This window comes from Sporosarcina sp. AD_1 (assembly GCF_057373025.1).
Genome location: NZ_JBPVIR010000006.1, coordinates 152195 through 171580, shown reverse-complemented (window position 1 = coordinate 171580; position 19386 = coordinate 152195). Strand labels below are relative to the sequence as shown.

At 43.6% G+C, this 19386-nt stretch carries 22 protein-coding genes; all 22 read right to left on the bottom strand.

Translation table 11 applies throughout. From position 1 onward, the window contains the following. Nucleotides 1-12 precede the first annotated feature (12 nt). Entirely contained in the window at nucleotides 13-453 is a 441-nt protein-coding gene (locus ACSW3C_RS13160) for a phage holin family protein (RefSeq protein WP_340704946.1), read from the bottom strand. Between the two features lie 74 nt (nucleotides 454-527). Continuing rightward, nucleotides 528-2882, bottom strand: a complete 2355-nt coding sequence (locus ACSW3C_RS13155; protein ID WP_340704945.1) for a phage tail protein — start codon at nucleotides 2880-2882, stop codon at nucleotides 528-530. A gap of 13 nt (nucleotides 2883-2895) precedes the next feature. Next, entirely contained in the window at nucleotides 2896-3399 is a 504-nt protein-coding gene (locus tag ACSW3C_RS13150) for a hypothetical protein (protein ID WP_340704944.1), read from the bottom strand. Between the two features lie 15 nt (nucleotides 3400-3414). Then, nucleotides 3415-5352, bottom strand: a complete 1938-nt coding sequence (locus ACSW3C_RS13145) for a siphovirus ReqiPepy6 Gp37-like family protein (RefSeq protein ID WP_340704943.1) — start codon at nucleotides 5350-5352, stop codon at nucleotides 3415-3417. A 2-nt stretch (nucleotides 5353-5354) separates the two neighbouring features. Next, nucleotides 5355-6206, bottom strand: a complete 852-nt coding sequence (locus tag ACSW3C_RS13140) for a phage tail family protein (RefSeq protein ID WP_340704942.1) — start codon at nucleotides 6204-6206, stop codon at nucleotides 5355-5357. 13 nt (nucleotides 6207-6219) lie between these two features. Beyond that, a complete protein-coding gene (locus ACSW3C_RS13135) occupies nucleotides 6220-8640 on the bottom strand; it encodes a phage tail protein (RefSeq protein ID WP_340704941.1) in 2421 nt (806 codons plus the stop codon). A 202-nt stretch (nucleotides 8641-8842) separates the two neighbouring features. Next, the gene (locus tag ACSW3C_RS13130; RefSeq protein ID WP_340704940.1) at nucleotides 8843-9229 is read right to left on the bottom strand and encodes a hypothetical protein; all 387 of its coding nucleotides are present in this window, start codon (nucleotides 9227-9229) and stop codon (nucleotides 8843-8845) included. An 11-nt stretch (nucleotides 9230-9240) separates the two neighbouring features. After that, entirely contained in the window at nucleotides 9241-9831 is a 591-nt protein-coding gene (locus ACSW3C_RS13125; protein ID WP_012102978.1) for a major tail protein, read from the bottom strand. A gap of 3 nt (nucleotides 9832-9834) precedes the next feature. Further along, the gene (locus tag ACSW3C_RS13120; RefSeq protein ID WP_340704939.1) at nucleotides 9835-10176 is read right to left on the bottom strand and encodes a hypothetical protein; all 342 of its coding nucleotides are present in this window, start codon (nucleotides 10174-10176) and stop codon (nucleotides 9835-9837) included. Further along, a complete protein-coding gene (locus tag ACSW3C_RS13115) occupies nucleotides 10173-10604 on the bottom strand; it encodes an HK97 gp10 family phage protein (RefSeq protein WP_340704938.1) in 432 nt (143 codons plus the stop codon). The genes ACSW3C_RS13120 and ACSW3C_RS13115 overlap by 4 nt, the downstream gene beginning before the upstream one ends. Nucleotides 10605-10609: 5 nt before the next feature. Next, nucleotides 10610-10945, bottom strand: a complete 336-nt coding sequence (locus ACSW3C_RS13110; RefSeq protein ID WP_340704937.1) for a head-tail adaptor protein — start codon at nucleotides 10943-10945, stop codon at nucleotides 10610-10612. 3 nt (nucleotides 10946-10948) lie between these two features. Further along, nucleotides 10949-11266 (bottom strand): head-tail connector protein, encoded by a 318-nt coding sequence (locus ACSW3C_RS13105; RefSeq protein WP_340704936.1) that lies wholly within the window; start codon nucleotides 11264-11266, stop codon nucleotides 10949-10951. Between the two features lie 19 nt (nucleotides 11267-11285). Continuing rightward, complete coding sequence (locus ACSW3C_RS13100) at nucleotides 11286-11666, bottom strand: head fiber protein (RefSeq protein WP_340704935.1); 381 nt, start codon at nucleotides 11664-11666, stop codon at nucleotides 11286-11288. A 12-nt stretch (nucleotides 11667-11678) separates the two neighbouring features. Then, entirely contained in the window at nucleotides 11679-12884 is a 1206-nt protein-coding gene (locus ACSW3C_RS13095; protein ID WP_340704934.1) for a phage major capsid protein, read from the bottom strand. Nucleotides 12885-12903: 19 nt separating this feature from the next. Continuing rightward, the gene (locus ACSW3C_RS13090; RefSeq protein ID WP_340704933.1) at nucleotides 12904-13593 is read right to left on the bottom strand and encodes a head maturation protease, ClpP-related; all 690 of its coding nucleotides are present in this window, start codon (nucleotides 13591-13593) and stop codon (nucleotides 12904-12906) included. Then, nucleotides 13594-14838, bottom strand: coding sequence for a phage portal protein (locus ACSW3C_RS13085; RefSeq protein WP_340704932.1), 1245 nt, complete (start codon nucleotides 14836-14838; stop codon nucleotides 13594-13596). 43 nt (nucleotides 14839-14881) lie between these two features. Further along, nucleotides 14882-16486 carry a terminase large subunit gene (locus ACSW3C_RS13080; RefSeq protein WP_340704931.1) on the bottom strand — a complete coding sequence of 535 codons (1605 nt, stop codon included), beginning with the start codon at nucleotides 16484-16486 and terminating at the stop codon, nucleotides 14882-14884. 88 nt (nucleotides 16487-16574) lie between these two features. Further along, complete coding sequence (locus ACSW3C_RS13075; RefSeq protein WP_340704930.1) at nucleotides 16575-16763, bottom strand: DUF5049 domain-containing protein; 189 nt, start codon at nucleotides 16761-16763, stop codon at nucleotides 16575-16577. Next, complete coding sequence (locus tag ACSW3C_RS13070) at nucleotides 16756-17214, bottom strand: gamma-glutamylcyclotransferase family protein (RefSeq protein WP_340704929.1); 459 nt, start codon at nucleotides 17212-17214, stop codon at nucleotides 16756-16758. The genes ACSW3C_RS13075 and ACSW3C_RS13070 overlap by 8 nt, the downstream gene beginning before the upstream one ends. 38 nt (nucleotides 17215-17252) lie before the next feature. Then, on the bottom strand, nucleotides 17253-18152 hold the full coding sequence (locus ACSW3C_RS13065; RefSeq protein ID WP_340704928.1) for an amidoligase family protein: 900 nt from the start codon (nucleotides 18150-18152) through the stop codon (nucleotides 17253-17255). A gap of 135 nt (nucleotides 18153-18287) precedes the next feature. After that, the gene (locus tag ACSW3C_RS13060; protein ID WP_340704927.1) at nucleotides 18288-18515 is read right to left on the bottom strand and encodes a DUF4314 domain-containing protein; all 228 of its coding nucleotides are present in this window, start codon (nucleotides 18513-18515) and stop codon (nucleotides 18288-18290) included. Then, entirely contained in the window at nucleotides 18515-19303 is a 789-nt protein-coding gene (locus ACSW3C_RS13055; protein ID WP_340704926.1) for a virulence protein, read from the bottom strand. Before ACSW3C_RS13055 ends, ACSW3C_RS13060 begins: the two co-directional genes overlap by 1 nt. Nucleotides 19304-19386 lie beyond the last annotated feature (83 nt).

Genomic DNA, 19386 nt, shown 5'->3' with positions numbered 1-19386 from the left:
ATTCTGAGCCAATCATATTCCATCACCTGGCTTACGTGGCTCTTCATCACGTCCATGTAGTTGCCGAAGAACCGATTTTAATTTTTCTGGGATGGGCAGTCCAATATGACCAGCATTCTCTAAAATAGATACTCCTTCATTACTAAGGTAGAAAAAGATTACTGCTGTGCGCAAAGCGCCACTATTGTCTCCAATGCTTCCTAAAATTTGTGTATCGATAATATGAGCGATACCTACCATTGCAAAGATGAGTACCTTTTTGAAAATTCCCTTAGCACCGATTTCGCTACACAGCTTTTTATCTATAATGGCGCAGAGTACTCCCGTGACATAATCGATGACAATAAAGGCTATCAATGCATAGAGAAATCCATCATAACCTCCGAGAAACCACCCAAGAAATCCACCTATAGCTGCAATAGCCAGTTGTAGCCAATTCCAAATTTCTTTCATTCAAGACACCTCCATTTCGTGTATGTCCATATAGAAAAGCGCCCCTGCAATTACAAGAGCGCTGAATGTTACCTTTACATTATTTTTATTAGGTCATGAATTTGTTGCATTACGTCTGCCTTGGGTCGTCCTGAACCGATAGGCAACCACGTGACAGGTGGTATATCGAATACCTGGGAAGAATCAAAACTATTAATCATCAAAATAATCTCATCTATTGCTTTACGTATTTCAACGATATGAAATGGCCAATTCTTAATTGTAGTCTTTCCTGCGATAATCTCTTCTTTCCAAGTTGCAGGGGACAGATTGTAATAGCTACGCACCCTGTTTATAGCAGTTCGAAGCGTCTGAATATGCGATGCCTTTACGTGTGTTACATTAGCAATGATGATTTCAAAAGGTAATGCTAAAATCGTGAAGGTACGAACAACTTCTGCGCTTGCCGATTCGATATCACTGTCAAGACAACGGAAAGTAACTGTATGGCTTCCTACTGAAAGCGGTTCAGCTTGGTAAACGGTCCTGACCCCATTACCAAGGTAGCCGCTTATGGAAAACCTCTCAGGATTATCTACGCTGTTTTGCCATGGACCAGAATCAATCCTTACCTCCACTATTTGTGTTTGTCCATCTGGTTCAATACCTGTTGTGATCATAAAACGTGGTGTGGTGTTATAAGTAAAATTACCAGACATTGGACAGTCCACTACCGGTGCTGCAGGTGGGCTGTTTTTCTTTACCGTGTTGCTAACTACAAAAGCAGAAACTGCATCAAGTGCATCCGTAACACTTATTCGATAACGGGTATACCTACCGGCTATCTGTGTGGCATTTACCTGAAGGTTACCTGAAGAATTGTTTGAAACAATAGTTGCCAGTGCTTCGTATGCCGACCAATTCACACTATCTGTCGATGTAGCCTGTTGTATGACATATTGCTTAATGGCACTGGTCCCAGGTACTGTTCCACTCCATGAAAGATTTATTGTGTTAGCTTCATATATAGGAGGGTTTGCTGAAAAAGTAGTCGGCGGGATCGGCAGTATATTTTTACGAACAGTGTTGCTTGATATAGCCCAGTCTGAGTAAAAATCTTCTCCAGCCGTACCACGGGTTCTTATTCGGAACTGACGATAATGACCACGTGTGGTAGGTGGACTGACATTTAAAATACTGCTTGTTGCTGAAGTATTGACGATAGCCAATGCCAACCAAGCACCCCAGTTGCTGTTATCGGGTGAATCACTATATTGTATTTCATAGGATGTGATGGCATTACCTGCACCACCAGATGCCCCACTCCACGAGAGAGTAACATTTCCTTCGGATAATGTTGCACTTACCGTGCAAAGGGTCGGTGCTGTACAAGCTGTGACGTTACAATAAATGCTATTGCTGATTTTCTCTATTGAATAAACATCCAATGAATCAATTGTCCAGATACCAAATTGTGTATATGTTCCCGAAGTCCTCGATACTATTGGATTATAACTGCCACCACTTGCCGCCAATGTCAACGTAGTCAACACATTCCACGCACTCCAAGTACTATTATCCGTTGAAGTACGGCTGGCAATTTGGTATCCCTTAATTGGACTCGTACCACTTGATGCTCCACTCCAAGTCAGTGTAATCGTTTCATCACTATATGCTGCAGGGGAGGCAACAGCGGTGGTTGCTGGCTTTGGTACAGTGTTTCTGCGGACGCTGTTTGTGGATACTTTCCAGCCAGAGTAATAACTAGCACCTGCTGAACCACGGGTTCGCACCCGAAATCTACGGTAATTACCTCGGGTAGGAGGTGATGCAACAGATACACTACCACTTGTTGCTGTGGTGGTCAGCGTAGACAGGGCAGTCCATGCACCCCATGTGATGTTATCGGCGGAATCACTATATTGAATCTCATAACTGGAAATCGTATTATTAATACCTCCAGAAGCCCCGCTCCAAGAAAGAGTCACATTCCCTTCTGCAAGTGTTGGAGAAACCGTACAAGTTGTTGGTGCTCCACAAGCTGTAGTGAGCAATGGAGAGCTTAATACCGTATAGCTTGAATTGGTAATCACACCTGAGGTTAATGACAATCGTCCATCAGATACTACTTTAAATGTGACTGGCTGGTTTGCATTACCTGTAGTGGAAGCACAGGTCACCGAAACATATCTGATCCTTGGTGTGGTCCCTTCCCAGTTATCGCCGTCCGCTGCTTTAATACGCACCTGTGAAGAAGATCCATTTACAGTCATCGTGCAAAGCAATGCATAACCACTACGGATAAAGGAACCTGATGAACCCAACGCAGCGGATATGGTGAAGTTGTATGTCATTTGACTATTATTAGGTCGACTTTTAGTATAAGTAATCGTGTAATAAACGGCTGGGCTGGAACCCGCCTGCAGAGTAACGCCGTTAATATCCGCCACTTATATTCACCTCCTATTCATAAACCGCAGAAACTAGCGAGTTTACCAACCCGCAAAGACTAGTATTCAATCGGGTATCAACAATGTTATTTGCTGAAATCGACGTAGCAGCAGAAGGTACTAAAATATCAGCAATACCAAGTTCATAGATATCACTTGTTCTTGTCAGTTCTGGGGCTATGGGCGATGCTGTTGGAGTACCAGTAACAATGGCAAGCTGAATACTTCTTGTAATTTGGCTTAGGCGAACCACAACTCGGTCTATGCGTGGATTGCTCCCATCTGCTGTAGCAAGAGGTTTGTTTAAATCATCTGTGTTTTCATATCTATAACCATTAATCCATGCACTGCCTGGTGCTATGGTTACTGCTAATCCAATCCCAGGAGATACCAGTAGGTTTGTTGGTGTCGCATAAAATACACCATTCGAAACAAGGCTTCCAAAATATGCAGCGAAGTCCGTTGCATCATAGACTCTATCCCCATCGGATGAATTGAAAAATCCACTTTTCTCCATTAATCACTCCTCCTTCTATATCGTTTTTGTATACTCTATTACTACATAGCCTGTATACGCGGTTCTATCATTGCCTGGTTCGACTACAATGTCGGTCTTATTTGCGAAGAGACCAATTTGCGATTCGAAGTTGTTATACCGAGCAAGGGGCAGTGGCAAGAAAACACTTCCGTTCGTGACAAAGCCGGATAAACTGACAACAGTACTGAGGTTTGCTATACCATGAGGTACATGTTTTGGTGTTGTATCTGTAAGGGAACCGAGATTTATCTGTTTACGATAAATCGTCTTGCCATCTATCCATAGTCGCCCTGTGTTTTGTTCTGTAGTTGAATAATCGCTAAAGGAAGAAGCCAGTTTAGTAGCAGTAATTGTACGGTCTGCAATTTTTAAACCTGTAACTGCTCCGTTTGCAATTCTTGCAGTAGTTACAGGTTCGTTATTGATATTAAGCCAGTTTGCTTGACCAGAAGGATTATCAAATACGAAAACGGAAATCACATAGAATGTCATGGTATTGCGAGAAATGAAGAAACCCATTGCCCTCTGATAGCCATTTCCCGTATCGTCACCGTTATGTTTTATCAAAAAGACATGCCCATCGTCACTTGGCTGGTCACTAAACTTATTTCCGCTCCATGAAGTGAAATAAAAGGCATCTCCAGGGTTCATATGGTACAACGCATATTGGCCAATCGATATAGTACCTCCACCCACATTAATCTCCAGTGCAGGTAATTTTCCATATAGATTGTTAATAGTAGATGCAACGTTGTCTCCTTGAATCTCTGAATCTACCTCCGTCAAGTCGCCTAAGGTTTCCTCAACTGTTACTAGCGTATCCTCCACGGCTCCTAAAGCCTGTGCAATTTCAGATATGCCCGTTGGAGCGGATATTGCTGTTTTTACCTCACTTAACTCAGAGCGGACTTTTTGGGCGATTGTCAACTCCGCTTTTCCGAACACTACGCTGATGCTCTGTCCATCTGCGTCATAGGTTTCTTCGACTTCGGTGATGCGCGTCGTCATGGATACACCCCAGGCTTTGGAAATGACTTTGACAGTCTGCCCAAGATCGAAGTCTACTTTATATGTTAAATTGCCGTGTGGATTGATAGATGTATCAAATGAATAGCGTATGGCTTGCTCACTCAGCTTACTTTGACCTCGAAAGATTAGTGTATCAATGTATTCTGAACCAAAGTCTTCTGCCCGCAAGTCCTTAGCATCCACAAACATTTCGTGCCTTGTCTCACCAGAGCCACTTGTAATTGCAACAAAAGTTCTGTCTGAACCTTCTCCTTCACCACCAACAAGGGCGGTGTTGGCATAATCTCCAGCACTTATTGTATAAATCTGTTCTGTAAGGTTTTCATATTCCTTAGAAAATACAGCTTGTGATTCCGTTCCCATATATAACACTACGGTAAAAACCCCTGTAGCAGGAGTGAACACAGTCTTAATGCCAACATCCGATGCAACACATAGTTCCGTCACAGCATCCATCAAATTTCGGTACGATACCTGTGTGCTAATGGGAACATTTAAGTTTGGAGCAGAAAAGGTTATGTTCGAAATCTTCCTTGCTACATCAGAAGGATTGATAAGATTATTACTTATCAGCTGCTCTACACATACAGAAATGTCACCAGAGAGTTTCTCCGTTTGCCATACAATGCGGCGGGAAAGGAAGGAAGTTGCAAAGCGACCACTTGCAGTAATAATTTCATGCTCGGTTTGAGAAAGTTCCAGATGCTCAATGATCCCGGCTTCCTCATCATCATTTTTCCAGATGATATTCCCTTCCTTTAAGAGTTCTGTATTCTCCGGAGTTGCAATCGCTTTTAATTCAAATGAGCCACACTGGGAATAGCGCCTCGTCCAGCGCAAGTACTCGAAGGATTCCACAATGCCCGCAAGCTCTCGGTTTGAGTTGTAGATATACAGTTCCATTTTTACACCCCCAGAAACTGCGGACGAAAGTAAATACTAACCTCTAACAGTTCCATATTGACTGAAGCATCGTAGCGCAGTGTGTTAAGACCAGCGGAAAGTTGAAAGAACGCCGAAGTGGTATCTAATAACGAAAAAGCATTTGTAATCGAAGAACCCTCCACTTTTACTACACGCTTTCCGGCGAAATGAGTATATACACGCAGCTCGTCTCCGGCATCCATTGTCGTAAGAAGCCGAATGTATTCACCAGTGTCTATCTTTAAGAGTTCAGGATTCGTAACAGTACCCAGAGCTCGAAATACAATTTCACATCCGCAGGACACATCACCGATATTTTCCACCGTAATGATTTGACTTGGCTGACGCATTCCAAATTCCATCCCACTCATAGGAATTTCCAATTCAAACTCAAATAGCGGTATCCATGATGCCAGTTCCTCTCGCACCTCATTTAATGTCTCGAAGAAAGGGGATGGGCAGAGTAGACTGACAAAGAAGTTTGGTATTCGTTGCCGATTAGAAACACTAAAACCTGCCTCCTCCACCACGCAGGATATCTGTCGGTCACGGTATTGAAGGGTCCCTAGTAGCTTTGGGCTGAATATTTTAAGGAATCGTTGCCTCCTTTTAAAGGCTTCATCGGGAGTATCAGCAACAACCGTACCTTCAATCGTTATGTTTCGCATATCTAACGTGGAGGAAATATAAAAAGCGCCATCCTGATCTGGCGCCTTGAAAGTGTTGACGGTTTGACGCATATTGCCAGTGCCGTCTACCTTCGTAAGAAAGTACGGTCGGCTTTGCTTAAGCGTAATGCTCTCTCCATCTCTATTTGTATATGTTAGTTCCATTGCCGTACCTCCCTTACAATTCCAGTGCCAGTTTACGGGATAGGTTCTTAAACTCCCGTGCTAGTTCTTTTTCTGATAGAGCCTTAGGTGTCACAACTGAAATATTTTGAGTAATACTTGCACCTGTAGCATTCCCTTGCCCAGATACACCTCTGTAATTAAAATCAAAGCTAGTTGGTACTGCATTTTGCATATCCCTTGAAACTGCTGTCATTGCATCCTCAAAACCTACACCGATACCTTCACCCATGTTGTGGCCAATTCCAGCAAATAGAGTTGAAGGGGAGCGGATACCGAAAAAGTCTTTTATCCTCGATACAACATTTCCGAAAAACCCGGATATTTTACCCCATAACCATGCACCTGCGTCTGATATACCCTTCCACAACCCTTTAATCAAATTGCCGCCCACTTGTGCCATTTGACCGATATAGCCAGTAAAGGCCCTAACCAGTCCAGAGATAATCTGCGGTACGGCTTTTACGATCTCCACGATTATCCTTGGCAGATTTGCAATCAGTGCCACAAACAGTTGTACACCCGCTAAGATAATCTTATCGATGTTACCAATAATGGCATTGACCAGCGAGCTAACAATCTTGGGAATAGCACCTACAACAGTAGTTATAATCTGTGGCAATGCCTGTATGAGTGATATTAGAAGCCGGATACCTGCATCAATAATCAAAGGAATCGACCCTATAACAGCACTGATGATACTATCGATAATTTGCGGAATTGCTTCCACAACTGCTGTAATAATGGTAGGCAAAGCTGTGACCAGTGAGGTCAATAATTGAATACCCGCATCAATAATCTGTGGAATAGATGCAATGATAAAATCCACTATTGCTTTGATGATGACCGGTAAGGCAGAAATAAGCTGAGGTATTGCCTCTACCAATCCCTGTGCTAATCCTATAATCAACTGCAAAGCGGCATCCAAAATGAGTGGTAGGTTATCCATCAATCCTTGGACAATCTGCATAACTGCAGAAACTGCCGCAGGGATGAGTTGTGGTAACGCTATGCCGATTCCCTCCACAAGTGCTGTTACTAATTCAATTGCTGCATTTATTAGCAGTGGAAGGTTATCAATTAATGCACCGACAATCGTCATTAGAGCACTTACCGTCGCTGGAATAAGTTCGGGTAAAAGGCTCAAAATTGTTTCCAGTACTTGCGCGAATATATTTGTAACCAATTCAAGAAGCATTGGTAGCAAGTCTGCAACCGCCGCTAATATTGCGCCTGTCGCTGTTGGCAAGGCGGCTACGATATTTTCCAAGACCGGTACGATATTAGTAACAACTGCCTCAAAAGCCTCCACAAGATTCTCAGTCAGATTCGTCATATCAGCATTGGCATTACCGAGTCCAGCTGTAAATGAACCAAGTGCGGCCTGTAGTAACCCAATAGAACCGGAGATTGTCTCGGTTGATTCTTTTGCAAAGTTACCTGCATACTGCTCTGTGTTCTCAAAGAACATTTGCATTGCTACTTCGGCTTTTTCCGCTTGTGTTGCAGTATTCCAAGTAAAATCCAGACCCTTTGCAAGAGCGTAGGCTTCGATGTTTGTAGCGTTCATCGCAACACCTAAGTTATCCATCATATCAAAGTTACCCTTTGCCGCCCCAGTGACTGCCTCTAATGCCGAGGACATATCAATACCCATAACAGATGCCATATCTGCCGCACGTTGCATGGCCTTTTCAGTTAGCTCAAGACTCCTCTGTTGCTGTATACCAGAACCTTGTAACAATGCACCCATTTTGTTGGCGGTCGCAAGATACTCACTTTGGGAAACACCAAGATTTTTATAGGCTTCCTCACCAGTTTTCTGAATCGATGCAGCATATGCTCCAAAAACCGCCTCTGATCCGCCTAGGTTTTGTTCCAGCTCTCCAAATTGAGTGACTACTTCTTTACCTAACTTAATAGCAGCGGCTCCGGCTGCAACAGCAACCGCCCCCATCGCCACACCAATTCCCTTGAGTACACCGCCAAGCTTTTCAAACCTGCCACCAGCATCCTCTGCACTTTTACCTGAATCCTCTAACTCTTCACCGAGATTATCCGCTTCAATTGTGGACTGTTCAAGTTCACGCTCCATAAGATTCAGTTCAGCCTGAGCCCTGTTTAATTGGATTTGCCAGTTTTGGGTGCGGCGGTCATTTTCACCGAAAGAGGAGGAGGCATTATCAAGGGCAGCCTTAAGAGTAGAAATCTTTTCCTTCTGTGCGTCAATTTCCTTATTTAGAACAGCATTACGAGCGGTAACTGACTGAATGGATTTATCGTTTTTATCAAACTGACTCGTTACAAGAGCCATTTCACTGCCCAATACTTTAAATGATTGATTGATTTCTCGCAGTGCGTTCTTGAATTCACGCTCGCCTTCAACACCTATTTTTAAACCAAAATTATCTGCCATGCCTTCACCTCCTCCTAAATACCTGGTGGGATAATATCGTCAATGGTCCGTGTTTTCTTTGGCTTTTCGATACCATGCCATTGTTTATGACAAGTCCATAAATCAAAAAACAGCCCAATTGGCATAAGCCAGAATTCCTCTGTCTCCATGCCCATCTGAACTGTTCCATAATAAAGAAGTCGGGTAAAGACCTCATCGTCCGTTACCCGACTTCCACGTTTTTTGGAGCTTCCTCCTCACTTTCGACATTTCGCTTTGTACCTTTGAACATCGCCTCGGTAATTGCAGTTTTATATGCCGCCAAGTCAAGCGGTGAGGTAAGAAGCTCTACTTCTTCCTCTGTCAGTAATTCTTCTGGTGCATTCTTATTCTTTAGGTTTCGAATCAAAATGGACTGGTTTGCAAGCAGCGTGATGAGCCAAACTATCTCGTCCAGTGCCATCTCAAAGTTTTCTGATTTCATCAGTTTTTCTCCAAGATTTTCAAGACCACCGTAACGACCAGCAATTGCCTTTGTTGCACGTGTAGTTAAAACCAGTTCATATTCTTTGTCACCTATGTTGATTGTGGCACTTCTCTCATTATGCATCATTTCTCCTCCTATGGTTCAGGTGTATATACGGGTTCATAAACTTCAGTGAACCAGCCTGTTATGGTGGACGATGAAACACCGGGGTCACCTTCTGTGACTTCTGCTTTCCATGGGTGCTTGCCCAACCCATCCAGCTTGTTCCTACGCATAACTGTTCCTTCAATAGTAGGTGTAGAAAAGGTAATGGAATCCGCCTTTGTCTGTAAGTTGGTTGCTGGCAGTCCAAACTTAACACGATACAACCAAAAATATCGGTATGTTCCATTGGCCTTTTGCGCACGAAACCCCACTGCAACAGGTGTACCTACACTCTCACTTGCAGAAATTAATACCCCGTTGTCGTCGGTGGACGCACCAGTTAGATCTGCTGCGACCGTCGGGCCAATGTCATCTACACCGAGAGTGAGTGTACCGCTGTTAAAGTCCTTCACAACCTCGGCAGCACCATCATCGGCATACAGAATTGCTTCCACCAATTCTACCGAAAGTTCGGCAGTAATGGCTTTTGCGAGTACCGAAGGCACACCATAGGTTTCCTCGCCATTTGAATCCTCGGTTATTTTTGCATAGTACAGTTTATCCAAACCGATAGTTGCCATATGTTATTCCTCCATTCCATAGTTTTTCGCCACGTCGATGGCGTAATGATGATATCCAGTATCATCCTCGTGACCAATATACCTACGCTCAGTCACTGTAAAATCATCGTTTAACAAAGCCGTTGTAATCTGCCTCTTTCTCTCTAAGTAATTTCTCTTGGAAAATAGTGATATCCGTGCTTCCTGCACATCAAAGCCAGGGCGGTTATCCGCATGAACTTCAAAAACATCCGAAAGTGGGAGTATCACCACGTACTCATCCGGTGCCAAACCTGAAAAAACCCCGGTTTCTACGGGGATAGGTATTGCTGTCAGAAGTGTATTTAGCTCCTCTAAGATATTCATATTTTATCAATCTCCTCCTCTAGCTTTGCGATCATCGCATTGATGCAAGGTTTCCTAGATGCAGTTCTCGCAGGCTTTAGGAAGGGTTTTGCAGGCTGACCATGCTTACCATATTCAATGATTGTGGCAATTTTAGCATTGCTCTCACCATCAGAACGTGGCTCGGCAAAGCCAACTTTTACATTGAAGTTTCCGTTTCTATCTTGCTTTGCTCCAGAAAGACCCAGTGAAGATAGCAACTCACCAGTGCTTTTGGATGGATATTTTGTGTTCTTACCAATCACTTTACTTAAATTTCCCTTAACTTTATCCAGTACCACTTCACCGCCAACTTCCAAAACCTTAGGAAGAATTACATCGGTCTGGTCAGCTAATCGTGATACCTTTAAAAGGAATTCTTCTGGCATCTTTATATTTACTTTTGCCATATCCATCACCTCACAGTTGGTTCTATCTTTTCTGCTAAAACCTCGACATACATGCCTCGTTTTCTTACATCATCAACACTTAAAATCTGATATCTGCCATCATCACAAACGATGACCATTTCATTTGTCACCCTAAGGCCAGAAATTTTCCTAAACCTAAATAGGGAAGTTGCAGAAGAAAATGATGCTCTATTCGCCCACCGCTCACTGCCATGCCGATCTTCCTTGTAGGCACGTACACTAGCAAGTATGTTATCGCCTATAGCAGCGAAACCATCCTTGTCTTTAATAGGCTCTGTACTGATGATATCAATAAAGGTGTTCATCTTTCCAAAACTCATAATTTACACCTTCCAATTCCGGTCTAGTCTAAGAAGTAGGTTCACCGTGTTCCAAACCTGCTGCCCCGCCTGTACGCTATCGGCGAAGAAACCAGCCGTCGAGCCATCTCTGCTTTCGTAGAAATGACTCGACAGCATGATTACTGCCTGTTCAGTTGTTGGGGGCATGATGTTTTCAGTGTAATAACCCTCAGCAACATGCTGATAACTTTCCGCATAAGAGACGGCGGCTTTGATGTAATGCAGCAGAAGTCCATCGTCTGCGTCATGCGTCAGGATCAGATTTGCTTTTACTTTAGGTAGAAGATTATCAGTTGTCATGCCGTCCGCCTCCCTCCGGTCATTCTTCGTCTGCTGCCATTAACCCAGCCGCTTTTAGTTTAGCGAGCAGAGCATTAAAATCCGTGACAAGAGTGGCTGTATCCTCGGCTATGCTGTCGGCTTGATTTACAGCCATTTTTACCAACCCAGAGACTGACTCCGTAGCATCGGTAGGATATGCTGGAGCATACAGCTTACCATCTTCACCAATTTTTACTTCGACGGTGTCACCCTCACCTGCGGCAGTAGCTTTTACACCGCCAAGAGTTTCCTCTGTTGCCACGAGTAGTGGATCGGCGGAGAGCCCCGTTACCGAGGCTCCTTCCTTGATTTCAAGCGTTCCGCCTATAACAGTTTTCTCTCCGCCTTGTTCGGTGTAATTCTTAGTGTTATAGCTCATAATGCACCTCCATTAAGCTTTCTGCTGAAGTACTTTTATGGCTTCAGGTAGAATCAATTTTCCATCCACACGCTGAGTAGCAACAAAGCCTACTTGGCCAGTAACAGCATAAAGTTCATTAAGCCTCTTAAATACACGACCCTGACGATCAGCTACCCAGTAATAACTAAAGTCACCAAATGCGATACTCTTCGCAGCTGCAGCAATAGTTGGCATATATGCAGAAGTATACAATGGTCGATTGAGGATAGTATCCGGTGTACCTGCCTGTAAGGAAGGTTGCCATAGGTACTGTCCTTGACCATCCTTTAGTTTACGGATTGCTTTTACAGTGGCGTCGTTCATAACGAATACAGCCTTATTACGGTAAGGTGCCTTTAATGAATAGAACAGATCAAGTACCTCGTCCATAGTAATTGCCGTAGCACCTGCAGTAGTCACACCAATTTGGGCACCACCTGTAGAAGCAAGTATACCTGTCGGTTTTCCAGATCCATCACCAGTAAAGAACGCTTCTTCCTCTTTGTTACCGATACGTCTTGCAAATTCCCTAGAAATATAAGGTTCAAGTTCAAATACACTATCGTTTAGAAGTTCCTCAGAAACCTTAATCATCGTACCTAGCTTATATGCTCCTATAGATACTTGACCGAAGCTATCATCACTTTCTGGGATTGCACCTTCCTCGTCAATCCATGAGGCTGTGCCCTTAGATGCTACCACTGGAATTTTTCTATCGCCAGAAGCGGTGGTAATAACTTTAGCCAGTCTACGGAAGATGTTCTCCTCCTCCAAAGCCTCGACAAGTGTTCTCTCAAACTCATCAGGAACTAAGTATCCACCCTCAGAATCTGTGCCAATTTTAAGAGCATTTTTTACAACCGGGTCAAGGCCTTCCCCTGCACGAGTACGCATAGCATTCCAGAATGCTTTCTTGTACTCTGCGGATGCACGACCCGTCTTTTCTTCAACACCTTTGAATGGAGTGTTTGTAATAGGGTTACTAGTGGCTTTGGAAAGTTCTAAGTCGATAACCGCCTGACGTTCCAAACGTTCTATTTCCTTACCAAGTGCAACAACATCGGCTTCCATCTTTTCATAGGTTTCTGTGTCCTCTGCGGATAACAATCCATCACCGCCACGTTTCGAATCAAGGAATGCTTTCGCCGCATCCCATACCTTAGCACGTTTCTCGCGCAATTCTAGAATTTTACTCATTGTTATTTCCTCCTTTAAATTAGTGAGAAATTAAAGAAAGCCGCTTATCCAGCGACTCTATAGGTGTACCTGTTTTTCGTTTTTGTTTTTTAGGTAATTTGCTAATAAGAGAGTTAGTAACCGCCATCCTGCTAAAGATAAGGCTATCCGTCAAATCCGGTGTTTCATTTTCCATAAACATGATCTTATCTGCAAAACCAAGTTCTATGGCTTTGTTTGCATTCATCCATGATTCTGCATCCATCAGATGAGAAAGCTTTGTTCGGGAAAGACCAGTCTTTAACTCATAGGCATTAATAATACTTTCCTTAACCTCATCTAATAGAGCTTTAGCTCGCAGCATTTCCTCGCTATCACCGATGGCAATGGTCGAAGGGTTATGAATCATAATCATGGATACCGGCGACATATATACATCTCCACCCGCCATTGCAATAACAGAAGCTGCACTTGCCGCAAGCCCGTCAATTTTTACAGTGACCTTTCCTGTATAGTCCATAAGCATGTTGTAAATCTGAGCTGCTGCAAACACATCCCCGCCAGGAGAGTTAATCCACACTGTAATATCACCGGTGCCAGCCAGCAGTTCATCTTTGAACATCTTAGGTGTGACCTCATCACCCCACCACGTTTCTTCGGATATCACTCCATTTAAATAGAGAGTGCGCCCTTCATCAGAATCTCGCACCCAATTCCAGAACTTCTTCATTTACTGACCTCCTTCGGTTTTGGCAAACGCTCCTGCGTCAGCCAATTTCGTCATATTTCCGTTAACCAGATATAAATCGCCACCTTCCTCAGCTGGGATACGGTTCATGTCCTCCAGTTCACGGATATCGTTGGCTGACATCCAGCCATTTTGACGACCTGTAGCGTAGCCATTCATTCGGCTTTGGTAATCACCACGAAGCAGACCGTCCAAATTGAACTTGATAAACAGTGAAGCTTTCTCAGAAGGCAAAATAAGCGATTGCTGGAGACTTTGTTCCCATCGCACCACCCACGGATCGAGGGTGTATTTTACAAACTCCAAAGACTGCTGTTCAATATTGGAAAAACTAGACTTCTCAAGATCACCCACCATATGAGGCGGTACTCGGAAAATCCTCGCAATCTCATTAATTTGGAATTTCCGTGTTTCAAGAAATTGCGCCTGTTCCGGCGGGATACCAATGGCTTGAAACTTCATGCCTTCTTCCAACACAGCAATTTTGTGAGCATTTCCTGTGCCTTGGTAGGCACTATTCCAACTATCCTTGACCCTCTGTATATCTTTGATTACTCCTGGGTGTTCCAGCACACCTCCGGGATTAGCACCATTGGCAAAGAATGCCGCACCGTACTCTTCAGTAGCAAGTGACATACCGATTGCATTTTTCGCCATAGCGATTGGGCTATAGCCAATGAGTCCATCAAAACCTAAGCCAGGAATGTGAAGAACCTCATCTTTACGGAGTGTGACATAGCCACCCTTTGGGTTTAGACCACTTTCGTCCGTATCACGGTAATAGGTATAGACCAGTTCACCATTTGTTGCTCGACTAACCTCCATCTTGTTGGGGAGTAGGGGATAAAGCGCCAGTGCCTGCCCACGACCGTTTCTGACCACCTGTGCATAGGCATTTCCCCAAAGCAAAAGATGACTCATCAGTGTTTCTCGAAACACGAATGAAGTCATCTCTGGATTTGGTTCATCATGAAGAAGGTAATACAGCGGGTGGAAAGGAATCTTTTCTTTACCTCCATCAGAACGATATCTATATACATGAAGTGGTAGTCCTGCAATCGCTTCAGCTAGTATCCTTACGCAGGCATACACTGCTGTTGCTTGCATTGCAGTACGCTCGTTCACTGTTTTGCCGGATGACGTACCACCAAACAGGAAGGAAAATGCACTACCCACACGGTTTTGCGGTTGGTCCCTTGACCGAAACAGTCCTTTTATTAGATTCATAGGCGTCACCTCCGAATATAAACATTGTGTTAACCATTAAGCCTTAAAAGACAATCAAACCTCTCTCGTCATACACTGAATCTCCGCTATTACCTGAGCCGCAACGGATAGCACGATCAAGTGCCATGATGGTCGCTACCGCACCATCTATCTTCTCTGTACTTTTTTCCTTATCCGGTTTAACGTTACCTGCTGGGTCAGTTTTTATAAAGATGTTGTCCATCATCCATCGAAGCACTGGATGTCCACCATGCGCTATTCTTTCTTCTAATGTCAATTTCATTAATTCTTTGGTTGGCGGTGACATATCTTTAAAGCCTTGACCGAATGGAACGACAGTAAAGCCTGCTCCTTCAAGGTTCTGAACCATTTGAACTGCTCCCCAACGGTCAAATGCAATTTCTCGAATGTTATACTTTTCGCCAAGTTCTTCAATAAACCGCTCAATGTAGCCGTAATGCACTACATTGCCTTCTGTAGTTAGAATATATCCCTGTTTCTCCCAAAGATCGTATTGTACATGGTCTCTTCGGACTCGGAGGTCAATATTATCCTCCGGCATCCAAAAATATGGGAGAACGGTATATTTATCTGTTTCATCCTCCGGTGGGAACACCAGCACGAAGGCTGTAATGTCAGTGGTGGATGATAAATCAAGTCCTCCATAGCATACTCGACCTTCAAGGCTCTCTGGTTTTACTGGAAACGCACAGGCATCCCACTTTGCCATTGGCATCCAACGGACAGATTGCTTAACCCACTGATTCAGACGCAGTTGTCGAAAGCTATTTTCCTCAGCAGGGTTCTGCTTTGCGCTTTCACAAGCGGCTCTAACTTTATCGATACTTACTGTAATTCCTAAGCTTGGATTTGCTTTCTTCCATACTTTAGGATCAGTCCAATCATCCTCTTCTTTGGCACCGTAGATTACGGGATAAAAAGTAGGATCGTATTTTCTGCCCTCAATAATATCAACCGCTTTTTGGTGTGTTTCATAGCAGATACTCTGAGTATCCGTCCCTGCAGTGGTGATAAGAAAATATAGCGGTTGGGTCCTCGCATCACCAGACCCTTTTGTCATAACATCAAATAGTTTCCTATTTGGCTGAGTATGAAGTTCATCAAAAACAACACCATGTATATTGAAGCCGTGTTTTGAGTAGGCTTCAGCCGACAATACCTGATAAAAGCTGTTGGTCGGCAGGTACACCAGTCGTTTAGTTGAAGCCAGCAACTTCACTCGTTTATTCAGTGCCGGACACATCCGCACCATATCGGCTGCTACTTCAAATACAATTGATGCCTGCTGGCGATCTGCGGCACAACCGTATACCTCTGCTCGTTCTTCACCATCTCCACAAGTGAGGAGAAGAGCGATTGCTGCTGCAAGCTCGCTTTTTCCCATCTTTTTAGGTATTTCTATATAAGCCGTGTTAAACTGCCGGTATCCATTAGGTTTTAAGATACCGAATAAATCACGGATAATTTGCTCCTGCCAGTCGATAAGTTCAAAAGGCTTACCTGCCCATGAACCTTTCGTATGGGAGAGTGCTTCGATAAAAGCCACAGCGTAATCAGCAGCGTCCTTATCGTAATATGACCCTTCAGCTATAAAGGCGGTCGGCTTATATTTCTTCAGTTTCCGCATAAACACCGCCCCTTTTATGGAAAAGGACATAAGAAAAGAGCCTCAATCCTATAGATGAAGCCCTTCTCATTATCCTGTTTAATTTTGTTTACTTATTTTCATCCACTTCCCCCGTCAGTATGAAATGGGCATATTCCGCTTTATGGTCTATTAAATAGACTACCAATTCATAAAACCCTCGTTCATTTGCCTCATACTGTACCCGGTCCACATCAAACATATTTGTGACTCCGCTTTCTCGAATGGAAAGGATTTGTTCCTTGATTATTTCATTCATTGACTGCCTCCTCCGATTCGACTGAATCGGTTGTCGCCTTGCGCAGGATATCCACATCGAAGCCCGCACTTTTATAGCCTTCTAAAATTGTACTGTAATAATAACAACTCGGCTGTCCAAGCGGTCTACCATCATTCATGATGTAGACCATCGCCTTGACGGTTTTGCTTCCCAACTTCACTTTTATTGTTTCCTTTCGATAAAGGAACGGCCATCCCTCGTAACGGTCAAGTGCCGCTTCATCGGTCGGTGTAATCTCCCACACTAAAACTGGTACGTTGCCACCCTCAAAAGGCTCGATTGTCGCCACAGCGCTCGCGTGTGCCCCTCTAAATAATAGGCGGTGGTCATTGATTTGGCTTGCTCCTACCACCTTCGCTGTGGGGCATCTGTCGGCCATTTGCTTTAGATTAAGGTTGGAGCCATAGGCAAGGTATAATTTATTCTTCATTGTAATCCTCCTTCTCAGCTTTGTGGGTTAGGGGCAGCTCAGGCCGCCCGAAACCGCCATGCAGCTGAACCCGAAAGTGCTGCGGTCAAATGCTCTCTGCAGTTTGCAAATTCATCTCCAATGAAACCAATCCGGTTTAGGTAGGTCCTCATGGCAAACTTCTCGTTTTCCACCTGCGGTTTCTTTGCTGATGCACACTTTTGCGTCAAGGCTTGATGGTTAATGGCAAGTGCTAGAACAATGTAGCTTCTTATCTTTCCTGCATGAAGCTCACTATTGAATCCTCTAAGTTCAACTGTATGGTTTCCGGTAAAAAAGCTGTGAAGGTTGAGGAAATGGTAGCGGCTGTTGTGATAATGAGTGCTTCTGCTCTCGCTGTAGCCCTCGTACCAAATGTCCTCAATTTGTCTCATCGTTTTAGGCTTTTTACGGTTCATCTTCTCAACCAAAATGCTGTCCATCTTTTTGCAGTAATTCATTCTCTGCGGTGCAATCTGAAGTGCTTTATAAAACAAGTCATTTTTGCTTGCAATGATATTTACAAAGTTTCGAATGCTTCGTGGGGTATGTTCAGCACCGTCTAGATGAATGTGAATTCCGCATGATGTATTTGTAAAGGATCCAGCTTTGCGAAGCTTTCTTACTAGCTCCTGCAAAGTTTCAATGTCCTCCCGGTAGGTTAGGATTGGACTAACCAACTCAACGCTATAATCTCTACCTGCAGCTACTTTTCTTCTACCTTCTTTTCTTTGGCAATTGATGCTCCCATCGTACATAAACTTCCACACTCGACCATCTGGAGTTTTTACCTTCTTGGTGTCGTAGTATGTCCCGCCTTCACTGTAAATGCCTTGCAAAAACTCTGCAGCGACTCTAGCCGCCCTTTCCCTTGTAATCCCGGTAAATTCAATCTCAATCCCGAATTTTGCACTTAACATCGTATCTCGCTCCTTTTAAAGTGTGTTTGTCCTTTCGGCATGTACATATATCACTCTAAAAGGCTTATATAGCAAGACATTTCTGCAATATAAATCTACATATTTACTGCCATATTGGGCTTAAAATGTGTTTGTTTACTCTTCAATTTTCTTACATAAATCCTCTCCAAAGACCACTCCAAGGGAACTGCCTGAATCCCAACTTATGTGGATAGTTCCCATATCATCAACACTAGTAACCGTACCTTTATCTCCTGGCTGAAGCTTGGTATAAGGGTCATTCATCTTAAGTAGCATGACACGAGTTCCTGGAGTGTAATAACTTCTAAGTTGCTTTAGCATTTCTGGGTGAATGATATTCATTATTCACTCACCTCCTCATGCTTGGCACTTCCGCTTTTGAAGGCAGAGCTACCCGACAGTTTTGAGAGGAGAATTTTTCGTTCTGTTTTGTATTCTGGCCCGATAAAGCCAAGTCTTAGAAGGAAACAACGGAAAGCGTACTTTTCATTTTCCACTGATTTCTCAGTCGAGTTGACGCGGGTCTGTTTCTTTGCCATTTCACAAAGTGCTGTTACAAAGTGGGTATAAGCTTTAACCTCTTCTGCGGAGCATTCACTTTGGAACCAAGGGAAGGTTACAAATTCCTCATTTACGATAATGGGAATAGAGTCAGTATCAAGTGCTTTCTTTATAAGGATTTCTTTGCTTTCTACCAATCCTTTTAGGTTATCAAGTGCGGTTTCGCTAAAACCCTCCTTCGGCATTTGAATAATCAAACTAATAGCTTCTTCGGTTTCATTTGATTCCCTGTATACGGGAGGTTCTTCGTAATCACTATTTGGACTTACCCTACCCCCAAGAGCCGCTTCATTGGGAACTTGAATATTTTCAAGAACAGGCTCTGCTGCTGGAAGTGGTGTGGCAAATTCTACTGTAACCGCCTTAAAGTCATGAAGGCCTAATAGATCATTAACCAGTTCAGAATTATCTGGTCCTCTGACCACCCCGTTTTTGTCAATGTTGTAATCTGCCACCTCATATGCAAATGTAGGCGCTCCAAGATATCTTGCAGGAGCATTCAGTTTTTGGCTGATTGCATTGACTAGCTCTTTTCTTTTTTCTCCTGTGACATTATAGTTTATCTGCATTTTTTATACCGCCTTTCAATTTTCGGTACATACATATATCACTCTAAAGGCTGTTAATATCAAGTCATATAGAGCATCTTTCT